Below are 23,787 nucleotides of genomic sequence, written 5' to 3'. Positions count from 1 at the left end.
CGGGTACCTGCCCGGAACCGGGTACGTGACAGCGGGTACCAAGTACCCGGGGCCTCCCCGCTGATGACACGGCCGGTTCACGGGCGGGCCACCACCCGCAGCGTCCGTACCGAGGAGTCCGCCGCGTCCGGGATGAGCACCCCGTGCTCGACACCGCTGCGCAGGTAGTCCAGCACCTCCGCGGTGATCACCTCGCCCGGCGCGATGACGGGTACCCCGGGCGGGTACGGGCTGACCATCTCCGCGCTGATCCGTCCCGCGGCCCGCTCCACGGGCACGTGCTCGACCGGCGCGAAGAAGGCGTCCCGCGGCAGCATCGCCTGCTCCAGTTCCAGCGCCGACGGCTCCGGCAGGTGCACCGGCGGCTGCCGTTCGATCGTGTCGGCCTTCTCCACGAGCGAGCGCAGCGCGTCCACCAGCAGGTGCTCGGTCGCGTCGTCGTCGGCATGGGTGATCGAGGCGCTGATCCGGCAGGTGTCGGAACCGCCGACGTCGACGTGGCGGTTCGTCCGCAGCCATTCCGCGGCCTGCATCCCGCTGATGCCCAGCTCCCGCACATCGATCACGATCTTGAGCGGGTCGAGGTCGGCGGCGAGCCCCTCGTCCACCACCTCGCGGCCCATCACGCGCAGCCCCGGCAGCCGGTCCGCCGCCGCCCGGACCCGTCGCGCCCGGGCGAGCGCCGTGTCCAGCAGCTCGCGCCCGTGCTCCACCATCTGACGCCGCCAGCCGTCCAGGGTGGCGTACACCAGGGTGGACGCGCTCGTGGTGCCCAGCAGGTCCTCCCGCTGCCTCAGCACCTCGGAGGCGACCCGGTCGTACTGCAGGTGGAACACCGAGCTCTGCTCGATCGCCCCGCCCATCTTGTGCACGCTGGTCACCACCAGGTCGGCCCCGGCGTCCATCCCCCAGGCCGGCAGGTCCGGGTGGAACGGCAGATGGGCGCCCCACGCCTCGTCGACGATCAGCGGTACGTCGAACTCGTGGCAGGCCCGGGCCACGCCGGCCACGTCGGCGCAGGTGCCCCAGTCGGTCGGCGTGATCAGCAGCATGCCCTTGGCGTCCGGGTGCTCCCGCAGCCGGTTGCGCACGTCCTCGGGCTCCGGCGGGTGCGCCAGGTGCCGTTCGGCGTCGAACTTCGGGTGCACCCAGATCGGCTCCACGCCGTTGACGACGACGGCGGCGACCACGGACTTGTGGGCGTTGCGCGACAGCAGCATCTTCTCGCCCGGTCCGGCCACGGCCAGCATCGCCGTCTTCACCGACAGCGAGCTGCCGCACGTGGAGAAGAACGCCTCCGTGGCACCGACCGCGTCGGCCATCAGCTCCTGCGCCTGGCTGAGCACCCCCTGGGACTGCCGGCGGTCGTCCAGGCCGTTCAGGCCGAGCACATCGGAGCGGAAGACGTCCATCCCGACGACGTCCACCACCCGCGGGTCCGCGCCCCGGCCCTGCTTGTGGCCCGGCGGTCCGTACGCCACGTCCCCGCGGCGCCGGAACTCCTGAAGGGCCTCCAGTACAGGGGCGCGCGAGTGGTCCATCGTTCCTCCCGGGATCATGGCTTGCGAAGATCCCGGCCGCGGGCGCCGCACGGACGCCGGCCGTGCCGGTCCGGCCGCGTCGGACGGCCGTACCGACCGTGTTGCACCGTCACGCCGAGCGAAACTCCGCAGGACGTCACACTCCGCGGTCGGCGGGTGCGCACCCCGTGGCCCGGGCGGCCCGGTTTCCCGGGTGTCGGGGCGCCGCCCGGTGGAACCCGTGCGGGGCACGCACGACCACCGCGAACACCCGGGGAGGCCACGTGGCCCTCACGCACGACGACGTCCACACCACCCTGGACACCGAGGTGGCCCGCCGGGCCGGCGAACTCTGGGACGTCGCCCTGCGCCTGCACGCCGACCCCGAGTACGCCTTCGCCGAGCACCGGGCGGCGGCCCTGCTCACCGGCATCCTGGAACGCGAGGGGTTCGCCGTGGAGCGCCCGGTGGCGGGACTGCCGACCGCGTTCACCGCCCGCTCGGGCCACGGCCGCCCCGCCGTGGCGCTGCTCCTTGAGTACGACGCGCTGCCCGGTCTCGGTCATGCCTGCGGCCACAACCTGATCGCCGCGGCCGGCCTGGGCGCGGCCCTCGCGGTCCGCACGGTCCTCGGCGGGACGCCCGGTTCGGTGCTGGCGGTCGGCACCCCGGCCGAGGAGGGCGGCGGCGGGAAGGTCCTCGAAGCGGAGGCCGGCGTGTTCGACGACGTGGACGCCGCGCTGATGTTCCACCCCGGCGTGTACGACTGGGTGCGGGCCCCGCTCACCGCCCAGGTGCAGTACCGGGTCGGCTTCCACGGGCGCGCCGCCCACCCCACGGGCAACCCGACGGAGGGCATCGACGCCCTGGCCGCGCTGATCGAGCTGTTCAACGTGGTGCACGGTCTCGGCCGGCGGCTGCCGCGGGCGTCCCACATCCAGGGGATCGTCACCCAGGGCGGCACCGCCACCAACATCGTCCCCGAGTACGCCGAGGGACGGTTCGGCCTGCGCGCCGCCACCACGGCCGAGCTGGAGGACCTGGTGGAGCGGCTGCGCACCTGCGCCGAGGGCGTCGCCCTCGCCACCGGGACCCGGGCCGAGGTCGAGCGGGCCACCGTCCGCTACGAACACTTCCGCGACAGCGAGGTCCTGTCCGAGCGGTTCGCCGGGCACCTCGGGAACGCGGGCATCACCCTCACCCCGCCGGTCCCCGGCGTCCACCTCGGTTCCTCGGACATCGGGAACGTCAGCTCGCGGGTGCCCGCCATCCACCCGTTCGTCGCCGTCATGGACGCCGGCGGCTCCGACCACACCCCCGAGTTCGCCCGCGCGGCGGCCTCGGACCGGGCCCGCGCGGTGCTGACCGCCGTCACCGGCGCCCTGGCCCGCACCGCGGCGGACGTCCTGCTCGACGCGGACCTGCGCGCGACGGCGTGGGCCCGGCACCGCGAGCCGCAGGCGCCTGAGCCGTAGGCGGGACGCCGCGCTCCCTCAGCCGTCGGTCTCCGCGACCGCGACCACCACCTGTCCGCCGCCGAGGAAGTGCAGCCGGTCGAGGGTGCGGTGCCAGCGCCAGGATTCGGCGCGGTAGAAGCAGAGGTCGGTCGGGACGGGGGAGTCGCGCAGGTCGGCGGCGTGGCTGCCCGGCGGGAAGGCGGCGGCGCCGGCCCGCAGGGGATCGGGGGAGCCGGCCCACTCCTCGACGGGCACCGGCATCGTCCAGGGCTCCCCGGTGTTGGGCGTGAACCACCTCGTGGCGGCGGTGACCAGGGAGGCGGGGTCCGACCCCGTGGCCGACGCCCGGCGCACCGCCTCCTCGACCACGTGGACGACGTTCAGCAGCAGGGCGGGCAGCGACTCGGCGAGCAGCACCAGTTCGGGTTCCTCGCGCAGCGCGTCCGCGCCGCCCGGGACGGAGACCACGTATCCCCACTGCCCGGTGGCCGGATCGATCCGCACGTGGGCGAGGGAGACACTGCGCGGGGCGCGGCCGACGCGGGCCAGCGGCCAGTACGCGCCGCCGTCGCCGCGGATCATCCGGTCCAGCGCGGGATCGACCCGCTGCCAGGGCTCACCGGGCATCAGCCGCAGGGCCGGCATGCCCGCCACGCGCACCTCGCCGACGGCTCGCAGCACGGTCCGCACGTCCGGCGGGACGGGGACCGGCCACCGGTCGAGTTCCGCGTCGGCGGTCCCGTCGGCGAGGGTCACCAGCCGCGGGAACCGCCGGGCCAGCGACCGCAGCCCGGACACCGCCGTGGCCGCGGCGTCGTCGGGGACCCGGTGCCGCCGGACGGGCCGGCCCAGGAAGTCCCCGCTGACGTCGCTCTCCAGCAGCAGCACGCGTCCCCCGCCGGCGAGCCGGTAGTCCACGTCGCTGCCGCTGGTGTCCGCCGTGCCGCCGTCATAGGTGAAGTACGGCTCCCAGGAGATCGCGCACGGATAACCCGGCAGATCCCGCAGATCGGCGACGTCGAGGAGGCTGTGACCGGCGCCGACGATCGCGGCGAGCTCCGCGTCCGGGCCCTCGGCGGCCTCGATGGAGGGCACCGCGGCGATGGTGAAGGGCGGTGCTGCGGCCCCGCCCGCGTCGTCGTGCGGCGTCCCGCCGGCGAGGCGGCGGACGAGATCTTCCAGCCAGGGCACGAACCCCGGCGCCTCGACGGTGAACGCGTACTCGTCGACGTGGGCGAGGGACAGCACCGGCCCCCAGTCCGCCGTGCCGGCGCCCGTCCCGGTCAGCACGTCGCCGCGCGGTGTCAGGGCCCACGTCGCGTCCTCGGACGCCGAGCGGACGCGCGGGTGCCCGGACGGCCCGAACGCGTACCGCTGCCGGCCCGCGGTGACACCCCCCAGGGCGCGCAGCACGACGCGCACCGCCTCGGGCACCTCCACGGGCCAGCCGTCCAGCTCCGCGTCGGGGAAGCCGTCCAGCAGCGTGAGCTCGCCGGGTCGCCGAGCGGCGAGCTCACGCAGCGCCGCCACCACCGCCCCGGCCGCCGCGCTCACGTCACGGCCGCCGTGTCCCTCGTACGTCACTTCCGCCCCCGTCGCACTGCCGATCCTGCCTTTGCGGAAGGGAGCCTACGGCGTCAGCCGGGGTGGCACAGCGCGTGGTCGACGAGGTGGTTCAGCGCCTCTTCCTGCCGGGCCGTCTCCCCGGGATCCGCCGAACGGCTGTGCGCGGAGACGGTGACGGTGCGCCGTCCGTCCGTGGTGGTGGCGGCACGGACGACGTAGCCGAAACCGCTGCCCCCGTGCCCCAGGTATCCGCCCCCGCAGGACAAGGGGGTGAAGAACAGTCCCAGCCCGTCCCGGGTGCCCGGCGGATGTCCGCCGTCGCGCGGCACCGGGACCGTGGTCCGCATGGCGGCCAGTTCGGCGGGCCCCAGCAGCCGGCCCCCGGCCAGGGCACCGAAGAAGCGGTTGAGGTCGCGGGCCGTGCCGGTCATCGAGCCGTCGGCGCCGCTGTCGAAGGGCCGGTAGGGGAGCGTGGTGTCGATCATCGGGCCGCCCGCGGTGAACTGCTGGTGGCCGGAGGCGTGCGGCCGGGGCAGGAAGGGCCACGTACCGGGGGTGTCGGTGGCCCGGAGACCGAGCGGACGCAGGATGCGGTCGTGGACCTGCTGCTCCCAGGTGCGGCCGGTGACCCGCTCGATGATCATCCCGGCGAGTACGTAGTTGGTGTTGGAGTACGCCCAGCCGGTGCCCGGCGGGAAGACGGGCTCATGACGCAGCGCCAGGCGCACCAGCTCTTCGGGCCGGTAGGCGCGCCACCGGTGGGCGAAGTAGGTCCGGGCGCTCGGTTCGGGGAAGACGTCGTGGACGTAGTCGGGCAGCCCGCTGGTGTGCTGGAGCAGCCGGCGGACGGTGATGGCCCCGCCGTCGTGACCCGGTCCGGACACCACTCCGGGGAGCAGGTCCTCCACCGTCTGGTCGAGGGAGATCCGCTGCTCGCCCACCAGTTGCAGCACGACCGTGGCGACGAAGGTCTTGGTGACGCTGCCCAGGCGCAGGTAACCGCTCTCCGGGACCGGGCGGCCGGTGGCCAGGTCTCCCACCCCGGACCGGGCCGTGACGGCCGTGCCCGGAGTCTCCAGCCGGACGGCGACCCCGGTCACCCCGGCGTCCCGCAGCGCGTCGGCGTCACGCTGCACCACCCGGGCCAGGCCCGAGGGGTCCGGCGCGGCCGAGGCCGTTTCCGACGGCAACGAGGCGACCGCGAGCCCGAGCAGCGCGGCCGGCACCCATGAACGACGAATGATCATGACGTCGAGGCTAGGAACGGCGGCGGCCGGCCGGCCATCCGGTCAGCACCCCCAGCGGTACGGGTGCCGGCCGGATGGACCGCCGTCCGGCTCGTGCCCCGGGGGATCCGGACGGTCCACGGGACGACGTCCTGCCGGTCTTCAGCCGGTGGCCGCCTTGACCGTGGCCAGGTCCTCACCCGTGAGCTCCGCGACCCGGTGCGCCGGCACCCCGGCCGCGAGAGCACGGGTGAGCAGGGCGTTGCGGCCGTCGGTGCAGGTGCGGTAGGCCAGCAGCTCCTCCTCCAGCCGCGCGAGGTCCGGCGGCGCGGCGTGGTGGCGCAGGCGGCTCAGTTCCTCGTCGCCCAGGGGCACGGGCAGCCGCTCGGCGTCCTCGGGGACGGCCGCCGTCTCCTCGGGCGGCACCAGCCGCAGTTCGGGGGAGTCCGCGGTCACACCCTGGGCCTGCAGCCACGCCTGAACGGCGGGCGTGTCCATGCAGGCCAGGTCGCCGACCGCCGCGGGGGGCACACCGAGGGCGGTCGTCGTGCCGGGCAGCAGGACGAGGTAGGCGTCGTCGGTCATCCTCTGCTCCTCACATGAGGGGGCCTTGTCGTCACGGCGTCCCGTATACCCGCGTTCGGCGATTGTGGTCGTCCCGGCCGCCCGGATGCCGCCGTGGCCGACGATCGGCGCCACCTGCGAGTGAAGCGCCCTCGTGAGCCCGTGCCGGCCCCCCGCCCGACCGGGCACGGTGACCCACCCGCCCACGGCGGCGGCACGTCCCCGCCGAAGGCGGATCCACGACACGAGGAACCGTCCCCCCTGACACTGTGCCAGGACCCGCTGGCCGGAGGGGGGACGGAACGGGTGCGCCGGATCGGCCGGGCGCTGGAGGAGAAGGGCCTCGACCCGTGCCGGGCCTCCGGCGTCCAGCAGGCCCGCGCCGCCCTGCAACCGAGGCCGGGCCGGCCGCGGCCGTCGTCGCCCGGGACCCGCCGGACGGCCCCCGGACGGCGCCCAGGTGCTGCGCCGGATCCGGCGCGGTGCTACGAGCGGTTGATCAGGGGCCGTGCCGAACGGTTGCGATCGCGCGGAGGCGGCGGGCCGCGTCACCGCCGCGGGGGTGACCGTGACGCCGCCCGGCATCCCGCCGCTGGTGCCCGGCGAGTCCGCCGGCGCCCCGGAAGGACCGCTGCCGCGCCGCCTGGGCGCAGTGGAGGCGTATCGTCCGGGCCTTCCCGGGCTTCCGCAGCGAGGCCCACGGTGTGACCGCCGACCCCGTGCCGGGGACTACCTGATCGCATGCGTACGCCGGGCCCGCTCCCGGGCGGGCCCGGCGTTCCCGGACCGGCGTCCGGAGCCGCCCGGCGTGCGGGCGTCCGCAGCCGCACGCCGGCACGAGGGGTGATCCGCCTGGCGGCGTCTCCCCGGGGCCGGCCGTCAGTCCGTCAGCACGACACCGTGCGGAACACCGGACCGGTGGGCGGGCGCCAGGCCGAAGTTGTCCTCCACCTCCGCCCGCTCGGCCGTGTTCGGATACGGGTTGGTGCACGACACTCCCGCGCTGGACCCCGACATGAGGCTGCTGCAGGGGCCGGGCTTGCGGTCCGGCAGACCCAGGATGTGGCCGAGCTCGTGCGCCGATATCCGGATCGTGTTGTAGCCCTGGGTGACGGCCTGGCGGCCTATGTAGACGGTGCCGTTGCCGAGCGAGGTGGTGAGGGCCCGGGGCCAGCCGTTGTCGGCGATGATCCGGATGTTGGCGCGCTGGCCGGCCGCGACCGGGCGCAGCTCGACGTTGTCCACGCTCTCGTTCCAGATGGCCGCGCCGCGGTCGACGGCGGCCCGGAACTCCGCTGACGCGCTCGCGTCGTAGGTGACGACGCGGGCCGCGAGGTCCGGCGCGTCGGTGCCGGCCGGCGTGGCGTACGCGGGACCCGCGGTGACCAGGGCCGCCGCGAAGACGGCGGCGAGGGTGGGGACGAAGCTACGTGCGTGCAAGGTCGGCCTCCTGTGGGGAAGGTGGGCGTGCTCATGCCGCATTCCGCTGGGGTGCCTGCCCGCGCCCGGCGCACGCCAATCCCTCAATCGGCGGGCCGGGCAGGCGGCAGCAGCGCGTCCAGCGCCCGGTCCAGGGCCGCGAGCAGGGACGCGTGCTCGTCCGGGGCGTACAGCATCCGCAACGCCAGACCGTCGGCCAGCGCGATGACCGCATCCGCGAGGGCCGCGGCGTCCTCGCCGTGACCGGCCGATTCCAGCCAGGTGGCCAGCGCCCGCCGCACGTCCCGGTCGACCTGGCGCCGGATCGCGGCGAGCCGGGGGTGGTGGGCCGCGTGGACCGCGAAGGCGAGCTGCACGGCGGCCTCGGAGCGCCGCTCGGCGTCCAACGGAAGGGTGGTGAGGACGAGTTCGCGCAGTGCCCGGCGCGGTGGGGCGGCGGTGTCGACCTCGGCCATGCGCCGCTCGACCCGTTCGCCGGCCAGCTCGGCGGCGAAGGCGAGCATCTCCTCCTTGGTGCGGAAGTACTTCTGCACGGCGCCGGGGGAGCGGCCGCTCGCGGCGGCCACGGTGCGCACGCTGACCTCGTCGAGCCCGCGCCGGGAGGCCAGGTCGAGCAGGGCCGCACCGATCTGCCGACGCTGCTCCTCCCAGTCGACGATCCTGGGCATCGGCACCTCTCCTCGTTTTTCAGATACAGTCGTATTCTGAAGTTGTCGGATCACTGGAACGGACGGGGAACAGTGATGGATGAACAACGCGATCCTGCCATGCCCGCCGTGCGGGTCTCGGACCGTGACCGGGACCGGGCGCTCGGCGTGCTGGCGGAGGCGCTGGCCGAGGGGCGGATCGACGCCCAGGAGCAAGCGCACCGCACGGCCGGGGTGCTCGCGGCGCGCACGGCCGGCGAACTGGCGGCGCTCACGGCCGACCTGCCCGCGCCGGTGCCCGGCCGCGCGGAGCGGAACCGCAGGGACCTGGAGCAGTGGCTCGCCGAGTGGCGCTACTGGCTCGGCGGGGCGGTCGTCATGTCCGCGGCCTGGGGCGTGCGGTGCGTGCACAAGGGCGAACTGACGTACTACTGGCCGATCGCGCCGCTGGGAATCTGGGCGGCCGTGCTGATCGCCGTCGCCATCTGGCCGCGCGGCGAGGAGGACCGCCCTTAGGCGATGTCTCCGGCGCTGGGGACGCCCGCGATCCCGCCGCCGAGGACGCCGGCCGCGGCGTCGCGGTAGGCACACCGGCCACCACGAGAGGTCCCGCCGCCGCCGAACGACGCCTGGACGCGCAGGCGTTGACGCGATGCGCGCCATCCGCTCCGGCCACCGCGCGAGGCGCGCATACCGGTTGCGTACGTGATCTACGACTGCGTAGTGTCCCGGGCGTCGCGGAGCGCGGCGGACACCAGAGAGCGGGTAGACAGATGCAGCCGACCTTCGTGCTGGTTCACGGCGCGTTCGCGAACTCCTTCTCCTTCGCGCCGCTCCAGGCCGAACTCGGCCTCCTCGGGCACCGGTCGGTCGCCGTGGACCTTCCCGGCCACGGCTTCGGCGCGACCTACCTGCGGTCCTACCAGGCGCCGCAGGACCTCGGGGACCTGTCGACCGCGCCCGGTTCGATCAAGGGCGTCACCCTCGCCGACAACGCCGCCCACCTGATCGGGATCCTGGAACGGGCCAAGGAGAACGGGCCGGTGATCCTCGTCTCGCACAGCCGCGGCGGTGTCACGGCCACCGCGGCGGCCAACGCCCGGCCCGACCTGATCGACCGCCTCGTCTACGTGTCCGCCTGGTGCCCGGTCGACCTGACCGTCGGCGACTACTACGCCGAGCCGGAGATGGCCACGGTCGACATCACCTCGGTGGCCCGGGCCATGGCCGGGAACCCGGCCGAGCTCGGCCTGCTGCGCGTCAACTTCCGCACCGCGGACCCGGACGCCCTCGCGGGATGGAAGGCGGCCTTCCTCGCCGACGGCACGGACGAGGAGTTCCTGACCTTCCTGAACACCTTCCAGCCCGACGAGAACCTCGACGCGGGCACCTCCGCCGACCGGGCGCAGGCCGCGACCTGGGGCACCATCCCGAGGACCTTCGTCCGGCTGGCCGGTGACGCGAGCCTGCCGCTCGCCCTGCAGGACCGGCTGATCCGCGAGGGCGACGCGCTGACCCCGGACAACCCGTACGACGTCCGCACCCTGGAGGGCAGCCACCTCAAGTGGCTGACCGACCCGGCCCCGGCGGCCCGGCTGCTGGCGGAACTCGCCGCCCTGACCGCCCGGCCCGCCTGACCCGGCCCGCCGGGACCCCCAGGGCGCGCTGTGCGCTCCCGCGGCCCGGGGGGCGTCCGGGACCCGGACGGTGGCGTCCGGGACCCGGACGAGGGCGGGCGCCGAGGGCCGCACCGGAGCTCTCCGCCGGGACCCGGTCGGACGCGTCCGTCCCCGGCGCTCCTCGATCAGGGCGGGGACCGCGGGCCCTCCCCGGCCTCCGGCGGGCCGTTGCGGTCCGTCGGCAGGCGGCCGGGCGGCGCCTCGCCCGCGGTGAGGTGTTCGAGGACCTCGACCAGTTCCTGGCAGGCCCGCTCCACCGAGCGCCGGGTGTTGTGCTGCTCGATGATGACCGCCGACAGCAGCAGGGCGGTGAGGGCCATGGAGCCGTTGAAGACCTGGAGTTTGATCATCACCTCGGTACGGGTCAGATGGGTGAAGGGACCCTTGCCGTCGGTGGCCGCGACGGTGGCCAGCACGGAGGCGAACAGGGCGCACAGCACACTGCCCGCCAGCTGGAACCGCAGGGCCGCCCAGATCAGCAGGGGGTAGATGAGGTAGAGCAGGCTCAGCTCGCTGTAGGTGGCCAGCGGGATCACGGCGCACGCCACGACGACCAGGACCAGCACCTCCTTCCAGCGCGCGGGGTCGGGTACCTGGTGGGCCCCGCTCAGCAGGAGCAGCGCCGGGGTGACCAGCAGCACCCCCATCGCGTCACCCACCCACCACGCCAGCCAGACCGGCCAGAAGCCGTCCGCGCCGAGTTTGCCGGTGAGGACCAGGAGGCCGACGCCCACCGTGGAACTGATCAGCATCGCGGCCAGCGCCCCGAGGAAGACCAGGGCGACGCCGTCCCGTAACCGGCTCAGACCCGTCCGGAAGCCCACCCTGCGCAGCATGAGGTAGGCGCAGACGGGGGCGACGGTGTTCCCGGCGACGTTGCCGAGCACGGCCGGCCGCAGGGGAGCGAGGGACAGGACGACGAAGAAGGCTCCGAGCGCGATACCCGGCCAGCAGCGCGGGCCGAACACGAACAGGGCGGCGAGCGCGACGCCGGTGGGCGGCCAGATGGGGGTGAAGACCGCGTCCCCGACCACGAGCTGGCGAAGCAGTCCCAGCCGCCCCGCCGCGTAGTAGCAGGCGGCCACGGCCAGGATCTGGACTCCGTAGACGATCGCTCGGCGCCGATCAGGGGTACGCACCACAGTTGCCATCACACACCGGAACGGCCTGTCCGGCGAGGCGGTGGCGCCCGCGGGCCGCCCTTCGGCTGATCACGGAGAGCGGGAGGGGGGTCTCTCGCGGCCCACGACGAGGACGGCGGCGTCGTCGGTGTGTCCCACCCGTTCGGCGCCCCTGATCACGGCGGTGGCCAGGGAGGCCGCCTCCAGTCCGGCGACGGCGGCGACGCCCGCGAGCCGCACCACCTGGTCGAGGCCCTCGTCCAGACTCAGCGCGGGTCCCTCCACCACCCCGTCGGTGACCAGTACCAGGACGTCACCCGCCGAGAGCCGGTGCTCGGTGACCGGGTACGCCGTCTCCGGGAGCACCCCGAGGGGCGGCCCGCCCGTGTCCTCGGCGAGGCCGGAGCGGCCGTCGGCCGTGGCCCAGACGCCCGGTATGTGCCCGGCCCGCGCGCTCTGCAGCACCCCGGTGGCCGGGTCGAGGCGGATGAAGGTGCACGTCGCGAAGAGGTCGGTGCCGAGGGCGAGCAGCAGGTCGTTGATGCGGGCGAGGAGTTCGCCCGGCTCGCTCGTGACGGAGGCGAGGGCACGCAGCCCGACCCGTACCTGCCCCATGAAGGCGGTCGCCTCGATGTTGTGCCCCTGGACGTCGCCGATGGACAGCCCGATGCAGCCGTCGGGCATCGTGAAGGCGTCGTACCAGTCCCCGCCCACGCTGAGGGCGTGGTGGGCGGGCTGGTACTCGACGGCCAGCCGGAAGCCGGGGACCGACGGCAGGGTGGTGGGGAGCATGCCCTGCTGGAGGGCGACGGCCAGCTCCACCCGCGACCGCTGGAGTTCCGCGCGCTCCCTGGCCTGCGCGGTCAGCTCGCCGAGCCGGGCGAGCAGCTCGTCACCGTCGTCGGTCGGGTGCTTGCGGGTCATCGATCGCTCCGGCCGGGTCAGTGGCCCTCTTCGGGTGAGGAGGACAGCGATGAAGAACTGGTTCGCCACGAAATGTCGTATCAAAATCCGAAATTCTACCGGGAAGCGGTCGGCTCGGCGCGCCGAGCACCGCGGTGGCGATCTGCTCGAAGGTGTGAACGGGCGGCGATCCTCCTCCGTCCGGGCGACCGGGCCAGCACACTGCTGGTTCTGAGGGCGGGCGGCCGTGCGCGCCGGGGAGGCGCCGGGCCGCCGCGGCCGGAGTGCACGGCGAGAGGGGGAGCAGGGTGGCGCCGCGGCGTACTCCACTCGGGGAGAGGTTCCGCTACTGGTTCGACAGCACGCTGGCCCGCGGCGCCCCGGCGCTGGTGGGCTGGCTGGCCCTGCTGTGCCTGGCGGTCGTGGTGCCGGCCAGCGCGGTGGTGGTGTGGACCGACCCGCAGGCACCGGCCTCCCTCACCGGCAGACTGGCCCAGGTGTGGCGGCTCACCGGCGAGACGCTGCGGCTCGGCGGTGCCACCGGGACCCCGCTCGGAGTGGTGCTGTCCGTGCTGCTCGCCCTCGTCGCGCTGCTGTACGTCTCCACGCTCGTCGGCCTGATCACCACGGCCCTGACCGAGCGGCTCATCGCCCTGCGCCGGGGCCGTTCCACGGTCCTGGAAAGCGGCCACGCCGTGGTGCTCGGCTGGTCCGAGCAGGTCTTCACGGTGGTGGGTGAGCTGATCGCCGCCAACGCCAACCGGCGCGGCGCGGCGGTCGCCCTGCTGGCCGACCGCGACAAGACCGTGATGGAGGAGGCGCTGAACACCAGGACGAGGCCGGGCGGCCGGACCCGGCTGATCTGCCGCAGCGGACCGCCCACCGACCCGGCCGTGCTGGCCCTGACCAACCCGGCCGAGGCGGGCGTCGTGCTGGTCCTGCCGCACGACGAGCCGGACGCCGACGCCCAGGTCGTCAAGACGCTGCTGGCCCTGCGGGCGGCGCTGCCCGGCCACGACGCGGGCCCGCCCGTCGTCGCCGCGCTGCGCGACGACCGCTACCGGCTGGCGGCGTCCCTCGCCGCCGGCCCGAGCGGCATCGTCCTGGAGAGCGACACCGTCACCGCCGCCCTGATCGTGCAGGCCGCACGCCGTCCCGGGCTCTCCCTGGTCCACCGGGAACTGCTCGACTTCGCCGGGGACGAGTTCTACCTGACCACCGAACCGTCCCTGGTCGGACGCCCCTTCGGTGACGCGCTGCTGTCGTACACCACATCGAGCGTCGTCGGGCTGATGCGCGGGCACGTCCCCCTGCTCGGCCCGCCGCCGCACACCACCATCGGCCCGGACGACCTGCTCGTCGTCATCTCCCGCGACGACGACACCGTACGGCCGGACGACTGCTCCCACGCCGTCGAGGAGACGGCGATCGCGAGCGAGCAGCCGCCGCCCGCGCGACCGGAACGGGTACTCCTGCTCGGCTGGAACCGGCGGGCTCCGCTCGTCATCGGCCGGTTGCGCCGCTGCGCCCGCCCCGGCTCGGCCGTCGACGTCATCGCGGAGGACGGGGAGGTCACCCTCCAGGAGGTCGACGACGCCGACCGGGAAGCCGGCACGGGCCTCACCCTGACCCTGCGCCGCGGCGACGTCACCAGCCCCGGCACCCTGCGCGGCCTGGAGATCGCCGCGTACGACAGCGTCATCGTCCTCGGCCGGGACCCGGCCCCCGGCCACCCCTCGGACGAACCCGACATGCGCACCCTCGTGACCCTGCTGCTCCTGCGCCGGCTGGAACGGACCACGGGGCGTGAGCTGCCCGTGGTCACCGAGCTGATCGACGACCGCAACCGGGCCCTGGCCCCCATCAGCCCCGGAGCGGACGTCATCATCAGCGGCAAGCTCATCGGCCTGCTGATGGCGCAGATCTCCCAGAACCGGCACCTGGCGGCGGTGTTCGAGGAACTGTTCTCCGCCGAGGGCAGCGGGGTCCACCTGAGGCCGGCGACCGACTACGTGCTGCCGGGGCACGAGACGCCGTTCGCCACGGTCGTCGCCGCGGCGCGGCTCAGGGGCGAGTGCGCCATCGGCTACCGCAGCCACGACGACGCGTCCACGGCGCCCGCGTACGGCGTCCGGATCAACCCGCCCAAGACCGAACGCCGCCGCTGGGACCCCCGGGACGAGGTCGTGGTCGTCGGCCGGGACTGACGCGTGGACCGGGCGAGTCACCCGGCCACGGCCCGCCGCACGCCTGCCCGGCGCACGGCAGGGCAGACGGTATCCCGGTAGCCGGACCGGCAGGCGCCCCGGCGGGGCACGGCCGCCGTCGGCCTGAGGCGCGAGGAGAGACGCAGACGATGGGCACGGTCGTACACGTTCCGCAGACGCGGGACATGATCGGGGAGGAACTGTCCGGCGACGAGGCCTTCACCGCGTTGCGCCACTACGGCGGCATCCGGCTGCTCACCGACGCCTTCTCGCGGTTCCGGTACGCCGACGGGTTCACCAACGCGCGTGCCCTCGGCTTCCAGATCGTGCTCGGCATGGTGCCCTTCACCATCGCCCTCGTCGGTGTCGCCACGGCCGCCCACACCGAGAGCGTCGGGCGGATCATCGAGCTGACCCTCGCCAGGATCGTGCCCGGTGCCAGCTCGCAGGTGGTCGAGGAGGCGCTGTCCGGCACCCGCCGCAGCGCCCACTCCGACGTCTGGAGCACCATCGCGCTGTGGCTCGGCCTCGGCTTCTCGGTCCTCAACCTGGCCTCGGCCATGGCCCAGGTGGAACGGGGCGCCAACCGCATCTACGGCATCGAACGCGACCGGCCCTTCCCGGCGAAGTACGGCCGGGCGCTGCTGCTCGCCTTCGCCGCCGGAGTGCCGATGGTGCTGGGCTTCCTCGTCCTCGTGGCGGGCGAGGCCGTGGGCGAGTCGACCGCCGAGGCCTTCGGCTGGTCCGGAACGGCGGCGTGGTGGGCGGCCGTCCGCGTCCCGCTGGGGCTGGTCCTCGCCGTGGTCGCCTCGGCCGTGATCTTCCGCTGGTCACCGCGCCGCGACCAGCCCGGCTACACCTGGCTGGTCTTCGGTTCGGCCGTCCACCTGGTGCTGTGGGTCGGCGCGACCTGGCTGCTGGCCCTGTACGTCGAGGAGAGCGGGTCCTTCGGCGCCGTGTACGGGCCGCTCACGGCGTTCGTGGCGCTGCTGCTGTGGGCCAACCTCACCGGCGTCGCGCTGTTCCTCGGCATCGCCTTCGCCGCACAGCTGGAGGCGGCGAGGGCCGGGCTGACCACCGCCGTACGGCCGGACCCCGGGCCGGGCGCCTGAACCGGGAGGGCCGCCGCCTCCCGTTCGCCGGTGACGACGAACGCCCCCTGCCGGACCCGGCAGGGGGCGTCCTGCATCCGGCCGCCCGGTCAGAACCTGGGGCTGGGCGCCTGGGCCTGCACGAGCTCCGTGGCCTCCGCCTCCGTCTCCACGCAGGGCGGGGAGCCGGCCAGCGGCTGGTTCGCGGTCTCCTTCATGCACAGCACGGCGACGACACCGATGGCGGCGGCGCCCATGGCGTAGTAGGCCGGCATCAGGTTGGTGCCGAAGGCGCTGATCAGCGCGGTGATCACCAGGGGAGTCGTGCCGCCGAAGAGTGACGTGGACAGGTTGTAGGCGACCGAGAGGGAGCCGTAGCGGACCTGGGTGGGGAAGATCGCCGGGAGCGCCGAGGACATCGTGCCGAGCATCGTCACCAGGGACAGCCCCAGCAGGAGCAGTCCCACGGTGATGAGGACGACGCTGCCCTGCCGGATGAGGAGGAAGGACGGCACGGAGAGGAAGAGGAAGCCGAGCATCCCCGTCATCAGCAGCGGCTTGCGCCCGAAGCGGTCCGAGAGCCGCCCGACCTGGTTCATGACGCACATCTGGAGCACCATCACGACGAGCAGGATCAGCAGGCCGTGCGTGGTGCCGTAGCCGAGCTCGTCCGACAGGTACGTCGGCATGTACGACAGCAGCATGTAGTCCGTGATGTTGTACGCGGCGACGAGGGCGACGCACAGCAGCAGCGGCCGCCAGTAGCGGGTGAAGATCTTGCCGAGGTCACCGGTGGCGGAGGTCTCCACCGCGTCGGCGGCCTCGCTCGCCCTGACCCGGCCGCCCTCCAGCTTCTGGAACGCGGGCGTCTCGTCCAGCCGCAGCCGCAGGTAGAGGCCGATGAGGCCGAGCGGGGCCGCGACCAGGAAGGGGATGCGCCAGCCCCAGTCCAGCATCTGCTGCTCGCTGAGGAGGCCGGTGAGGACCACGACGAGTCCGGAGGCGCCCACGTAGCCGGCGAGCGTGCCGAACTCCAGGAAGCTGCCGAAGAAGCCGCGCCGCTTGTCGGGCGCGTACTCCGCGATGAACGTCGAGGCGCCCCCGTACTCCCCGCCGGTGGAGAAGCCCTGCACCATCCGGAAGAGGATCAGCAGGACCGGGGCCCAGATGCCGATGGCGGAGTGCGGGGGGATGAGGCCGATGGCGAACGTGCCCACCGCCATCATGATCATGGTGATGGAGAGGATGCGCTTGCGGCCGATGCGGTCGCCGAGCGGCCCGAAGACCATTCCGCCGAGCGGACGCACCAGGAAGGCCACCGCGAAGGTCGCGAAGGAGCTGAGCAGCTGCGCCGTGTCGCTGCCGGAGGGGAAGAAGACCTTGCCGAGCGTCGCCGCGAGATAGCTGTAGATGCCGAAGTCGTACCACTCCATCGCGTTGCCGAGGGCAGCGGCCTTCGTGGCCCGTTTCACCGCGGCCTCGTCGGTGACGGTGATGTCGCTGCGGCGCAGCCTGGGACGGCGTCGCTTCTCGATCGCGCGGAAGAGCACCCGGTGGCGCCTGACCGCGGCGGGCTCCAGCGACTCGTCCTTGCCGGTCGCCGCCATGACAGAATTCCTTTCGCCGGTGAACTACCGGCAGGTCTCCTGCACACTTCTCGCGTGCTCAAACGACCGTTCTCCCGCCGCGTCCGGGAGATCACCGTGGGTGACCCCGGCCGCGAGGGCGGTCCCCGCGTCCGCCCCGCGGGGGGTTACGCGATCATGTGGGCATGGTCAACACCTCACGGCGGCGGATGCTCGCCGCCTTCGCGGCCTCCGCCGCCTCCCTCCCGCTCACCGCCGTGGCCGCGTCCGGCGCCCGGGCCGCCACGTCGGTCGCCGCGGTGGACCCGCTCACCGGCCCGCCCACCCTCGGCACGGCCGGGTCCGCGGTGACCCTGGCACCGCTCGACCCCGCGTACTTCTCGGCGCTGACCCTGGGCGGTCCGCTCACCGCGACGGTGCTGCCCGGGACCCCGGCGCGCACCGAGATAACCTCCGGTGGCCGGCGCGTGGCCCTGCTCACCCACGGGGCCCGGACCGTGCTGCTGCCCGGCCCGCGGCGCACCTTCGCCGAGAACAAGCGCCCCTTCGTCGACGACTTCGCGCGCACCCTGCCGGACCTGACCCTCCCGGAGGAGCAGCGCCAGTACTGGGGCTCGTCCCCCGGGGGCGGCAGCTGGTCCACGCTCGGCCCGGAGCCCGGGGACTACTCCGTCACGCCCGGCGCCGGCGTCATCAGCCTCACCACCGACTACGCCAGCCGGCACGCCACCCTGCGCGACGCGGACATCACCGACGTGGACGTGCGCTGCGTCGGCCGGTTCGACAAGGTGCCGGCCGGGCAGGCCTGCTCGTTCGCGCTGTCCTTCGGCTACCAGAACCCCCACGACAACTACCGCGCCCGGCTGTCGTTCCTGACCACGGGCGCCGTCGAGCTGCGCGTCGAGAAGGAGGTCGCCGACACCGTCACCTCGCTCGCGCCCGCGGTGACCGTCGCCACCTCGGTCGCGGCCGGCACCGACTTCACCGTCCGGGTGCGCCGCGAGGGCACCCGGATCCGCGTCAAGGCCTGGCGCACCGCCTCGGCCGAGCCCTCCGCGTGGACCGCCGACACCAGCGACCCGGCCTTCGGCGCCGGACGGGTCGGCCTGCGCGCGCTCGCCAACGACGGCTGCAGCAACCTGCCCGTGAAGCTGTCCGTCAGCCGCTTCGAGGTGTCCGCCGCCACCTGGGCCGCGCCGCCGGCCGTCACCCACGGCGACTGGGTGCGCCTGCTGCCCGAACCCTTCGACGGCACCTGGACGGACGCCCTGGAGCGGACCGTCCGCGCCTGGGCGGGCTCCCCGGCACCCGACGTCCTGGCCTACGCCGCCATGTTCCTCGGCGGGGCCGGCGCCGTCACCGCGGGCACGGGCCCCGCCCAGGGCAGGCAGGTCCTCGGCGAGGCCGGTTACGGCCACCTGGACCCCCAGGGGTACCGGTACGAGGGCGCCGACTTCCACGAGTACATGAACACCGGCTGGACGTTCCCCGACGGCACCTACACGGGGCCGTCCAGCAAGCAGGCCGGCAACCTGGACTGCTCGGGCTACACCCGGATGGTGTACGGCTACCACATGGGCGTGCCGCTCGCCGCCGGCGCGGACACCTCCGGGCTGCGGCTCCCGCGCAAGTCACGGGACATCGCCCAGCACGCGCCGGGCGTGCTGGTGGACCGGACGGACGGCAGCGGGCCGCCCGCCGCGACCCAGCTCCAGCCCGGCGACCTGGTGCTGTTCAACGCCGACTCGGGGGACGACAACCCGACGGTCACCGTCGATCACGTCGGCATCTACCTGGGCCGTGACACGGCGGGCAAGCGGCGGTTCCTGTCCAGCCGCAAGACGGTGAACGGCCCGACGATGGGTGACCTCGGAGGGCCCTCGCTGCTGGACGGCACCGGCACCTACGCGACGACGCTGCACACCGTGCGCCGTATCTGAGCCCGCGCCCCGCCCGCAGCGGACTCCCGCCCGCCGTACGCTTCGTCACAGCGATTCCCCTTTTGCGGAGCGGCGGGCGGGGCATGCGGTCATACGGACCCTCGCTGGAGCGACGGCCTTGATCTGGGGAGACTGTTGGCATGGAAGTGGCCCGGCGCGACGACGTGACCCCGACCGGCAATCCGCGGGGGCGGCCGGTGGCGCCGGCGCACGGGTTCGGCCGTCACCGGGACAGGGGGCGGCCGGCGCCGCCCGCGCTGGTCGAGCAGCACCGGACGGTGCGCTTCGGCCACATGGGATCCGGCCGCTCCGATCCGGCCGCGCACCGGCCGATCCCCGGCTCGGTGCCCGGCACGCCCGACCCGACCCGGCACCGTCCGCACCCGTCCGCGCCCGGGGCCACCGGCGAGGCGATCACCGGGTTCCTGGCGGACCTGCCGTGATGTGCGCGCGGGACCAGCAGCCCGAGCCGCGCGACGCGGACCGTGCGGCCTTCGCCGCGCTGCTGGAGGACAGCGCGGAGGAGCTGTACGAGAGCGCGCCGTGCGGCTACCTGTCCACCCTGATGGACGGCACCGTCGCCAAGATCAACGCCACGCTGCTGGGCTGGCTCGGCCGGGAGCGGGACGAGGTCGTGGGCCGGATGCGGTTCACCGACCTGCTGACCGTGGGCGGCAGGCTCTACCACGAGACGCACTTCGCGCCCCTGCTGCGGATGCGGGGGGAGATCGGCGCCATAGCCCTGGAGCTCGCACCGGCCGACGGCGGCCGGATACCCGTACTCGTCTCCTCCGTGGTCAAGCACGGCAGCACCGGCGAGCCGCTGCTGATCCGCACCACCGTCTTCGACGCCCGCGACCGCCGCGCCTACGAGCAGGAACTGCTGCGCGGCCGGAGGGCGGCCGAGGAGGCGCGCCGGCAGGCCGAGGCCGACCGCGCCCGGCTCCAGGAAGCGCTCGCAGTGCTCCAGCAGGCCCTGCTGCCCGACGCCCTGCCGCCGGTGCCGGGAATGGAGACGGCGGCCTACTACCACACCGCCTCGCCCGACCGGCTCGGCGGCGACTTCTACGACGTCTTCCCCATCGACGGCAAGCGCTTCGGGTTCTTCCTCGGCGACGTGTGCGGCAAGGGCCCGCAGGCCGCCGCGGTCACCTCACTGACCCGCTACACCCTGCGCGCCGCCGCCCTGCACGACTCCGACCCCGTCTCCGCCCTCACCACGCTGAACAAGGTGCTCCACGAGCGCTACGCGGGCGAGGGCGACCCGCGCTTCTGCACGGTCGTGTTCGGCGTCCTCGAACCCGACGCCACGACGGGGCGGACCGCCGTCCGCCTCGCCTCGGGCGGCCACCCGCCCGCGCTCGTCCTGCGGGCCGACGGCACGGCCGCCTTCCTGCCCACCCCGGGCGGTCTCCTCGTCGGCATCGTGCCCGCCGCGCCGTTCGCCACCGCCACGACAGTCCTCGCGGCCGGCGACACCCTCCTGCTCTACACCGACGGCCTCACCGAAGCCCGCACCGGCGAGGGACGCGCCCGCCTGTACGGGGACGAGGCCCTGCTCTCCTTCGTGACCGGCCACGCGGGCGCCCGCCCGCCCGACGTGATCGGCGCCCTCACCGGCCTGCTGCGCGGTTTCGGTGACGGCCTCGACGACGACACCGCCCTGCTCGCCCTCGGCGTCCCCGCACCCGGCACGGAGACGAGACACACCACATGAGCCCGCTGCAGATCACCCTTCGAGACGCCGTCACCGGGCCCGTCCTGGAGATCGCCGGTGAAGTCGACTACACCAACGCCGGCGAACTGCTGGACCGGGTCACCGGGGTCGCCCTGGAGCCGGGCCGGCGCATCGTGCTGGACCTGAGCGGCATGACGTTCTGTGACTCCAGCGGCATCAGCGCCCTGATCGCCGCCCGCAACCACGCCCTCGCCGCCCGGGCCGACTTCGCGCTCGCCGCCGTACCCGACCACACCCTGCGCGTCCTGCACATCGTCGGCCTGGACCAGATCCTCACCTTCCACCCCGACGTCGACTCCGCCACCCGGCCCTGAGCGGGCCGGCGCGCCCGGCGGACGGCAGGCGGGCCACCGTCCCCGGGCGGGCCCGGTGACGGCTGCCGAACGGGTGGGCCGGCAGGCCGAGTCGAGGCGGTGCGCTCCCAAAGGTTCACCCGTACGCGGCCGTTGCGTCAGCGCAGGGGCTGGGCACGTTCCTCACTGACCGTCATGCTCCGTACATGACACGTAACGCGAAGAGATCCGCTGCCGCTCGGGTCGTGACGGTCGCCGCTGCCGCCCTGACGCTCCTGCTGACCTCCACCTCTCACTCCGGTGCCGCCGAACCGGCCGGTCCCGGGCTGCCGTTGGGCGACGCCGACCTGGCCGAGACGCGCAGCACCCGGACGCTGGCGAACGGCGTGACCCTCACCCGCATCGTCCGCGGCACCGAGCCCGCCCTCCCCGGCGAGATCAACACGACGACCCGCGGCCCCTGGGTGGTCAACGTGCTCACGATCGACCCGCGCCGGGCGGACGGGCACCTCGCCGTCACCTACGGCCCCGACCTCGCCGCCACCGAGCGGACCACCGACCTCGTCCGCTCCACGGGCGCGCTGGCCGGCGTCAACGCCTCGTTCTTCACCTTCACCGCCAACCGGCAGTACCCCGGCGACCCGGTCGGCCTCGGCCTGTACGACGGGCGCCTGCTCAGCGAGCCCACCACCGACCCCACCGAGGCGGACTTCGTCCTGGACGCCCGCACCCACCGCACCCTCATGGGCAGGCTCAAGTGGTTCGGCAAGGTGAAGAACCGCGAGACCGGAGCCGAACTGCCCCTGGAGTTCCTGAACCACCCGCCGGTGGTGCCCGCCGACTGCGCCGTGCCGGCCCCCGGCGCGACGTGCGCCTCACCCGGTGACGTCGTCCGCTTCACCCACGACTTCGCCCCGGCCACGCCCAGCGGCGCCGGTGCCGAGGTCGTCCTCGACCGCAGGGGCTGCGTCGTCCGCACCGCGACGACCCGCGGCACCGCGCTGGCCGTAGGGGAGACGTCCCTCCAGGCGACCGGCCGGGAGAGCGCCGACCTGCTGCGCGTCGCGGGCGACGGCTGTCTGCGGACCACCTCCCACCTCCTCGACGAACGCGGCCGGCGCATCCCCGCCCGCGACGGGCTGTACGGGGTGAACGGGCGCTACCGCCTCACCCAGGACGGCGAGATCGTGGTACCCGACGGCACCGGCAGCTTCTTCGACCGCAACCCGCGCACCATCGCCGGCACCACGCGCGGCGGCCGGATCGTCCTCGCCACCATCGACGGCCGGATGACGACCAGCGTCGGCACCACCATGAAGGAGACCGCCGCCGTGGCCCACGCCCTGGGCCTGCGGGACGCGGTCAACCTCGACGGCGGCGGCTCCACCACCATGTCCCTGCAGGGCACCCTGGTGAACAAGCCCAGCGGCGGCACCGAACGCCCCGTCGGCGACGCGCTCGTCTATCTGGAAGAGCCCTACCGGCCGAGCCGGACCTGAGGCCCGCGACCTCCGTCGAGCCGCGTCCACGCCGCCCCCCGGCCCGTGGATGCGGCACACGAGCCGCTCCTCGCGGTGGCGCCTCGGGGGCGGCCCGTCGGTCACCTCCCGCAGGCATGCCGCCGACGGGCGGTCAGCACCGCGTGCCCGACCGGCTCCCGAGCAGGCTCAGCGCCTCCATGGCCTCGCGTTCCAGGCGGGACAGGTCGTGGAGGATGCCGCCGGCCTGCGCGAGGCACCGGGCGTCGCCCGACTCCCCGGCCTCGGCGATGAGCGCGGCGACCTGTGTCCACAAGGTGGCCGCCTCCGCGTACAGGCGGTGACCGGTGCGCAGGTGGCCGCTGTCGACGAGCTGGGTGCACTCGGCGAGGAAGTCGCGGTAGAGGTTGCGGAACAGCGCACCGCCCGTTCCGGCCTTCTCCATCAGGAGGGCGGCCTGCGGCAGGTCCCGCCGCGGGTCGTCGGTCCGCCGGAGCCAGCCGCGCACCCGTTCGCCGGCCTTCTCGATGCCCCGGTGGCCCAGGTTGGCGATGGGCGGGTGGAGGAAGGCGTCGGCGCAGACGGTGATGGCGGAGACGACCCGGCCGTGCAGGGAGGGCGGGTCGTGCGGAACGGTGACGGTGAAGGACCGGTGCCTGGCGGTCATCGGACCGCGCGCGGCTCGCGCCTTGGCGAGGGAGGCCCGGCTCGTGGACACCGCTCCGCCCTGCTGAGCGGTGTCGACCAGGTGGACGTCGTGGTCGTCGTAGCCGTACATGGCGACGACATGGCCGCCGAAGCGCACCTTCGAGGTGAAGTAGTCGAGGTGGTAGCTGTCGAGCTGGAGGCCCACGGGGCGGCCGGCGTCGATGAGGGCGGCCACGTTCTCCCAGCCCCTGCGCGGGGACGTGGTCTCCTGGACCGTGAGTTCCAGCCCGAGGGTCCTGGTCAGGTTCCGGGTGAGTTCGAAGGGTTTGACGCGGCCGCCGAGGAAGGGGAAACCCATGTTCCTGCTGTCCCAGTAGACGAAGGACAGACCGGCACCCAGGCCGAAGAGCATCGGCTCGGACAGATCGAGTCCCTGGTGCCGCAGCAGCACTCCCAGCGTGGTCGTCTCGCAGTGCTGCTGGGCGCGCACATCGATGTCTCTCACCTCTGCCATGCCTGGCCCTCCCGCTCGTCTCGCATGCCCCGTGGCGGACTCGCCCACGGCGGCGAGCCCGCCCTGCCCGGCCGCGGGGCTGTGAACGGGCCGGGGTGAATGGCCGGAGTCCTCCCTGGGCGGGCCCGCGGCGGCTCCCTACGATGCCATCGCCCCGGCTCTTCACACC

21 protein-coding genes are annotated in these 23,787 nt (G+C 74.1%); 11 read left to right on the top strand and 10 right to left on the bottom strand.

Features of this window, described 5'->3' with window-relative positions; translation table 11 throughout:
* Positions 1-77 precede the first annotated feature (77 nt).
* Complete coding sequence (locus tag SGLAU_RS01890) at positions 78-1,541, bottom strand: aminotransferase class I/II-fold pyridoxal phosphate-dependent enzyme (protein ID WP_043497752.1); 1,464 nt, start codon at positions 1,539-1,541, stop codon at positions 78-80.
* Between the two features lie 263 nt (positions 1,542-1,804).
* Between SGLAU_RS01890 and SGLAU_RS01885 the strand changes: the two genes are divergently transcribed.
* A complete protein-coding gene (locus SGLAU_RS01885) occupies positions 1,805-2,995 on the top strand; it encodes an amidohydrolase (RefSeq protein WP_052413569.1) in 1,191 nt (396 codons plus the stop codon).
* Between the two features lie 18 nt (positions 2,996-3,013).
* On the opposite strand, the gene SGLAU_RS01880 is transcribed toward SGLAU_RS01885, so the two are convergent.
* From SGLAU_RS01880 to SGLAU_RS01870, 3 genes are all read right to left on the bottom strand, one after another.
* The gene (locus tag SGLAU_RS01880) at positions 3,014-4,561 is read right to left on the bottom strand and encodes a hypothetical protein (protein WP_043497750.1); all 1,548 of its coding nucleotides are present in this window, start codon (positions 4,559-4,561) and stop codon (positions 3,014-3,016) included.
* A 53-nt stretch (positions 4,562-4,614) separates the two neighbouring features.
* Positions 4,615-5,790: a serine hydrolase domain-containing protein gene (locus tag SGLAU_RS01875; protein WP_208868873.1), complete on the bottom strand. Its 1,176-nt coding sequence runs from the start codon at positions 5,788-5,790 to the stop codon at positions 4,615-4,617.
* A 141-nt stretch (positions 5,791-5,931) separates the two neighbouring features.
* Positions 5,932-6,354: a DUF6003 family protein gene (locus SGLAU_RS01870; protein WP_043497748.1), complete on the bottom strand. Its 423-nt coding sequence runs from the start codon at positions 6,352-6,354 to the stop codon at positions 5,932-5,934.
* 487 nt (positions 6,355-6,841) lie between these two features.
* Between SGLAU_RS01870 and SGLAU_RS36115 the strand changes: the two genes are divergently transcribed.
* Complete coding sequence (locus SGLAU_RS36115) at positions 6,842-7,180, top strand: hypothetical protein (RefSeq protein ID WP_318536216.1); 339 nt, start codon at positions 6,842-6,844, stop codon at positions 7,178-7,180.
* A 32-nt stretch (positions 7,181-7,212) separates the two neighbouring features.
* Here SGLAU_RS36115 and SGLAU_RS01865 read toward each other — a convergent pair whose 3' ends face one another.
* Positions 7,213-7,773, bottom strand: coding sequence for a snapalysin family zinc-dependent metalloprotease (locus tag SGLAU_RS01865; protein ID WP_043497747.1), 561 nt, complete (start codon positions 7,771-7,773; stop codon positions 7,213-7,215).
* Between the two features lie 83 nt (positions 7,774-7,856).
* Positions 7,857-8,441, bottom strand: coding sequence for a TetR/AcrR family transcriptional regulator (locus tag SGLAU_RS01860; RefSeq protein ID WP_043497745.1), 585 nt, complete (start codon positions 8,439-8,441; stop codon positions 7,857-7,859).
* A gap of 75 nt (positions 8,442-8,516) precedes the next feature.
* On the opposite strand from SGLAU_RS01860, the gene SGLAU_RS01855 reads away from it, so the two are divergent.
* Together SGLAU_RS01855 and SGLAU_RS01850 are read left to right on the top strand one after the other, a co-directional pair.
* Positions 8,517-8,936, top strand: a complete 420-nt coding sequence (locus SGLAU_RS01855) for a DUF1707 domain-containing protein (protein ID WP_052413568.1) — start codon at positions 8,517-8,519, stop codon at positions 8,934-8,936.
* Between the two features lie 257 nt (positions 8,937-9,193).
* Positions 9,194-10,057: an alpha/beta fold hydrolase gene (locus SGLAU_RS01850; RefSeq protein ID WP_043497741.1), complete on the top strand. Its 864-nt coding sequence runs from the start codon at positions 9,194-9,196 to the stop codon at positions 10,055-10,057.
* Positions 10,058-10,224: 167 nt separating this feature from the next.
* Here SGLAU_RS01850 and SGLAU_RS01845 read toward each other — a convergent pair whose 3' ends face one another.
* Both SGLAU_RS01845 and SGLAU_RS01840 read right to left on the bottom strand, forming a co-directional pair.
* Positions 10,225-11,250, bottom strand: a complete 1,026-nt coding sequence (locus SGLAU_RS01845; protein ID WP_052413567.1) for an MASE1 domain-containing protein — start codon at positions 11,248-11,250, stop codon at positions 10,225-10,227.
* A 60-nt stretch (positions 11,251-11,310) separates the two neighbouring features.
* The gene (locus SGLAU_RS01840; protein WP_043497739.1) at positions 11,311-12,144 is read right to left on the bottom strand and encodes a PP2C family protein-serine/threonine phosphatase; all 834 of its coding nucleotides are present in this window, start codon (positions 12,142-12,144) and stop codon (positions 11,311-11,313) included.
* Between the two features lie 287 nt (positions 12,145-12,431).
* On the opposite strand from SGLAU_RS01840, the gene SGLAU_RS01835 reads away from it, so the two are divergent.
* Positions 12,432-14,330, top strand: coding sequence for a CASTOR/POLLUX-related putative ion channel (locus SGLAU_RS01835; protein WP_043497738.1), 1,899 nt, complete (start codon positions 12,432-12,434; stop codon positions 14,328-14,330).
* Between the two features lie 149 nt (positions 14,331-14,479).
* Positions 14,480-15,442 (top strand): YihY/virulence factor BrkB family protein, encoded by a 963-nt coding sequence (locus SGLAU_RS01830; protein ID WP_043497737.1) that lies wholly within the window; start codon positions 14,480-14,482, stop codon positions 15,440-15,442.
* Positions 15,443-15,531: 89 nt separating this feature from the next.
* Here SGLAU_RS01830 and proP read toward each other — a convergent pair whose 3' ends face one another.
* The gene (proP, locus tag SGLAU_RS01825; protein WP_043497735.1) at positions 15,532-17,028 is read right to left on the bottom strand and encodes a glycine betaine/L-proline transporter ProP; all 1,497 of its coding nucleotides are present in this window, start codon (positions 17,026-17,028) and stop codon (positions 15,532-15,534) included.
* Positions 17,029-17,192: 164 nt separating this feature from the next.
* Between proP and SGLAU_RS01820 the strand changes: the two genes are divergently transcribed.
* The 5 genes from SGLAU_RS01820 (at position 17,193) to SGLAU_RS01800 (ending at position 22,477) form a co-directional block, all read left to right on the top strand.
* On the top strand, positions 17,193-18,947 hold the full coding sequence (locus tag SGLAU_RS01820) for an NlpC/P60 family protein (protein WP_043497733.1): 1,755 nt from the start codon (positions 17,193-17,195) through the stop codon (positions 18,945-18,947).
* Between the two features lie 140 nt (positions 18,948-19,087).
* Entirely contained in the window at positions 19,088-19,390 is a 303-nt protein-coding gene (locus SGLAU_RS01815; RefSeq protein WP_043497731.1) for a hypothetical protein, read from the top strand.
* Positions 19,390-20,664 carry a PP2C family protein-serine/threonine phosphatase gene (locus SGLAU_RS01810; protein ID WP_043497728.1) on the top strand — a complete coding sequence of 425 codons (1,275 nt, stop codon included), beginning with the start codon at positions 19,390-19,392 and terminating at the stop codon, positions 20,662-20,664. Before SGLAU_RS01815 ends, SGLAU_RS01810 begins: the two co-directional genes overlap by 1 nt.
* On the top strand, positions 20,661-20,999 hold the full coding sequence (locus SGLAU_RS01805) for an STAS domain-containing protein (RefSeq protein ID WP_043497726.1): 339 nt from the start codon (positions 20,661-20,663) through the stop codon (positions 20,997-20,999). Before SGLAU_RS01810 ends, SGLAU_RS01805 begins: the two co-directional genes overlap by 4 nt.
* A gap of 185 nt (positions 21,000-21,184) precedes the next feature.
* On the top strand, positions 21,185-22,477 hold the full coding sequence (locus tag SGLAU_RS01800; RefSeq protein WP_078957553.1) for a phosphodiester glycosidase family protein: 1,293 nt from the start codon (positions 21,185-21,187) through the stop codon (positions 22,475-22,477).
* Between the two features lie 133 nt (positions 22,478-22,610).
* On the opposite strand, the gene SGLAU_RS01795 is transcribed toward SGLAU_RS01800, so the two are convergent.
* Complete coding sequence (locus tag SGLAU_RS01795; RefSeq protein WP_043497722.1) at positions 22,611-23,618, bottom strand: BtrH N-terminal domain-containing protein; 1,008 nt, start codon at positions 23,616-23,618, stop codon at positions 22,611-22,613.
* Between the last annotated feature and the right edge of the window lie 169 nt (positions 23,619-23,787).

This window comes from Streptomyces glaucescens (assembly GCF_000761215.1).
Classification (GTDB): domain Bacteria; phylum Actinomycetota; class Actinomycetes; order Streptomycetales; family Streptomycetaceae; genus Streptomyces; species Streptomyces glaucescens_B.
Note: the sequence above shows the minus strand (reverse complement) of the source record. Positions and strands in the feature narration are given on the sequence as shown.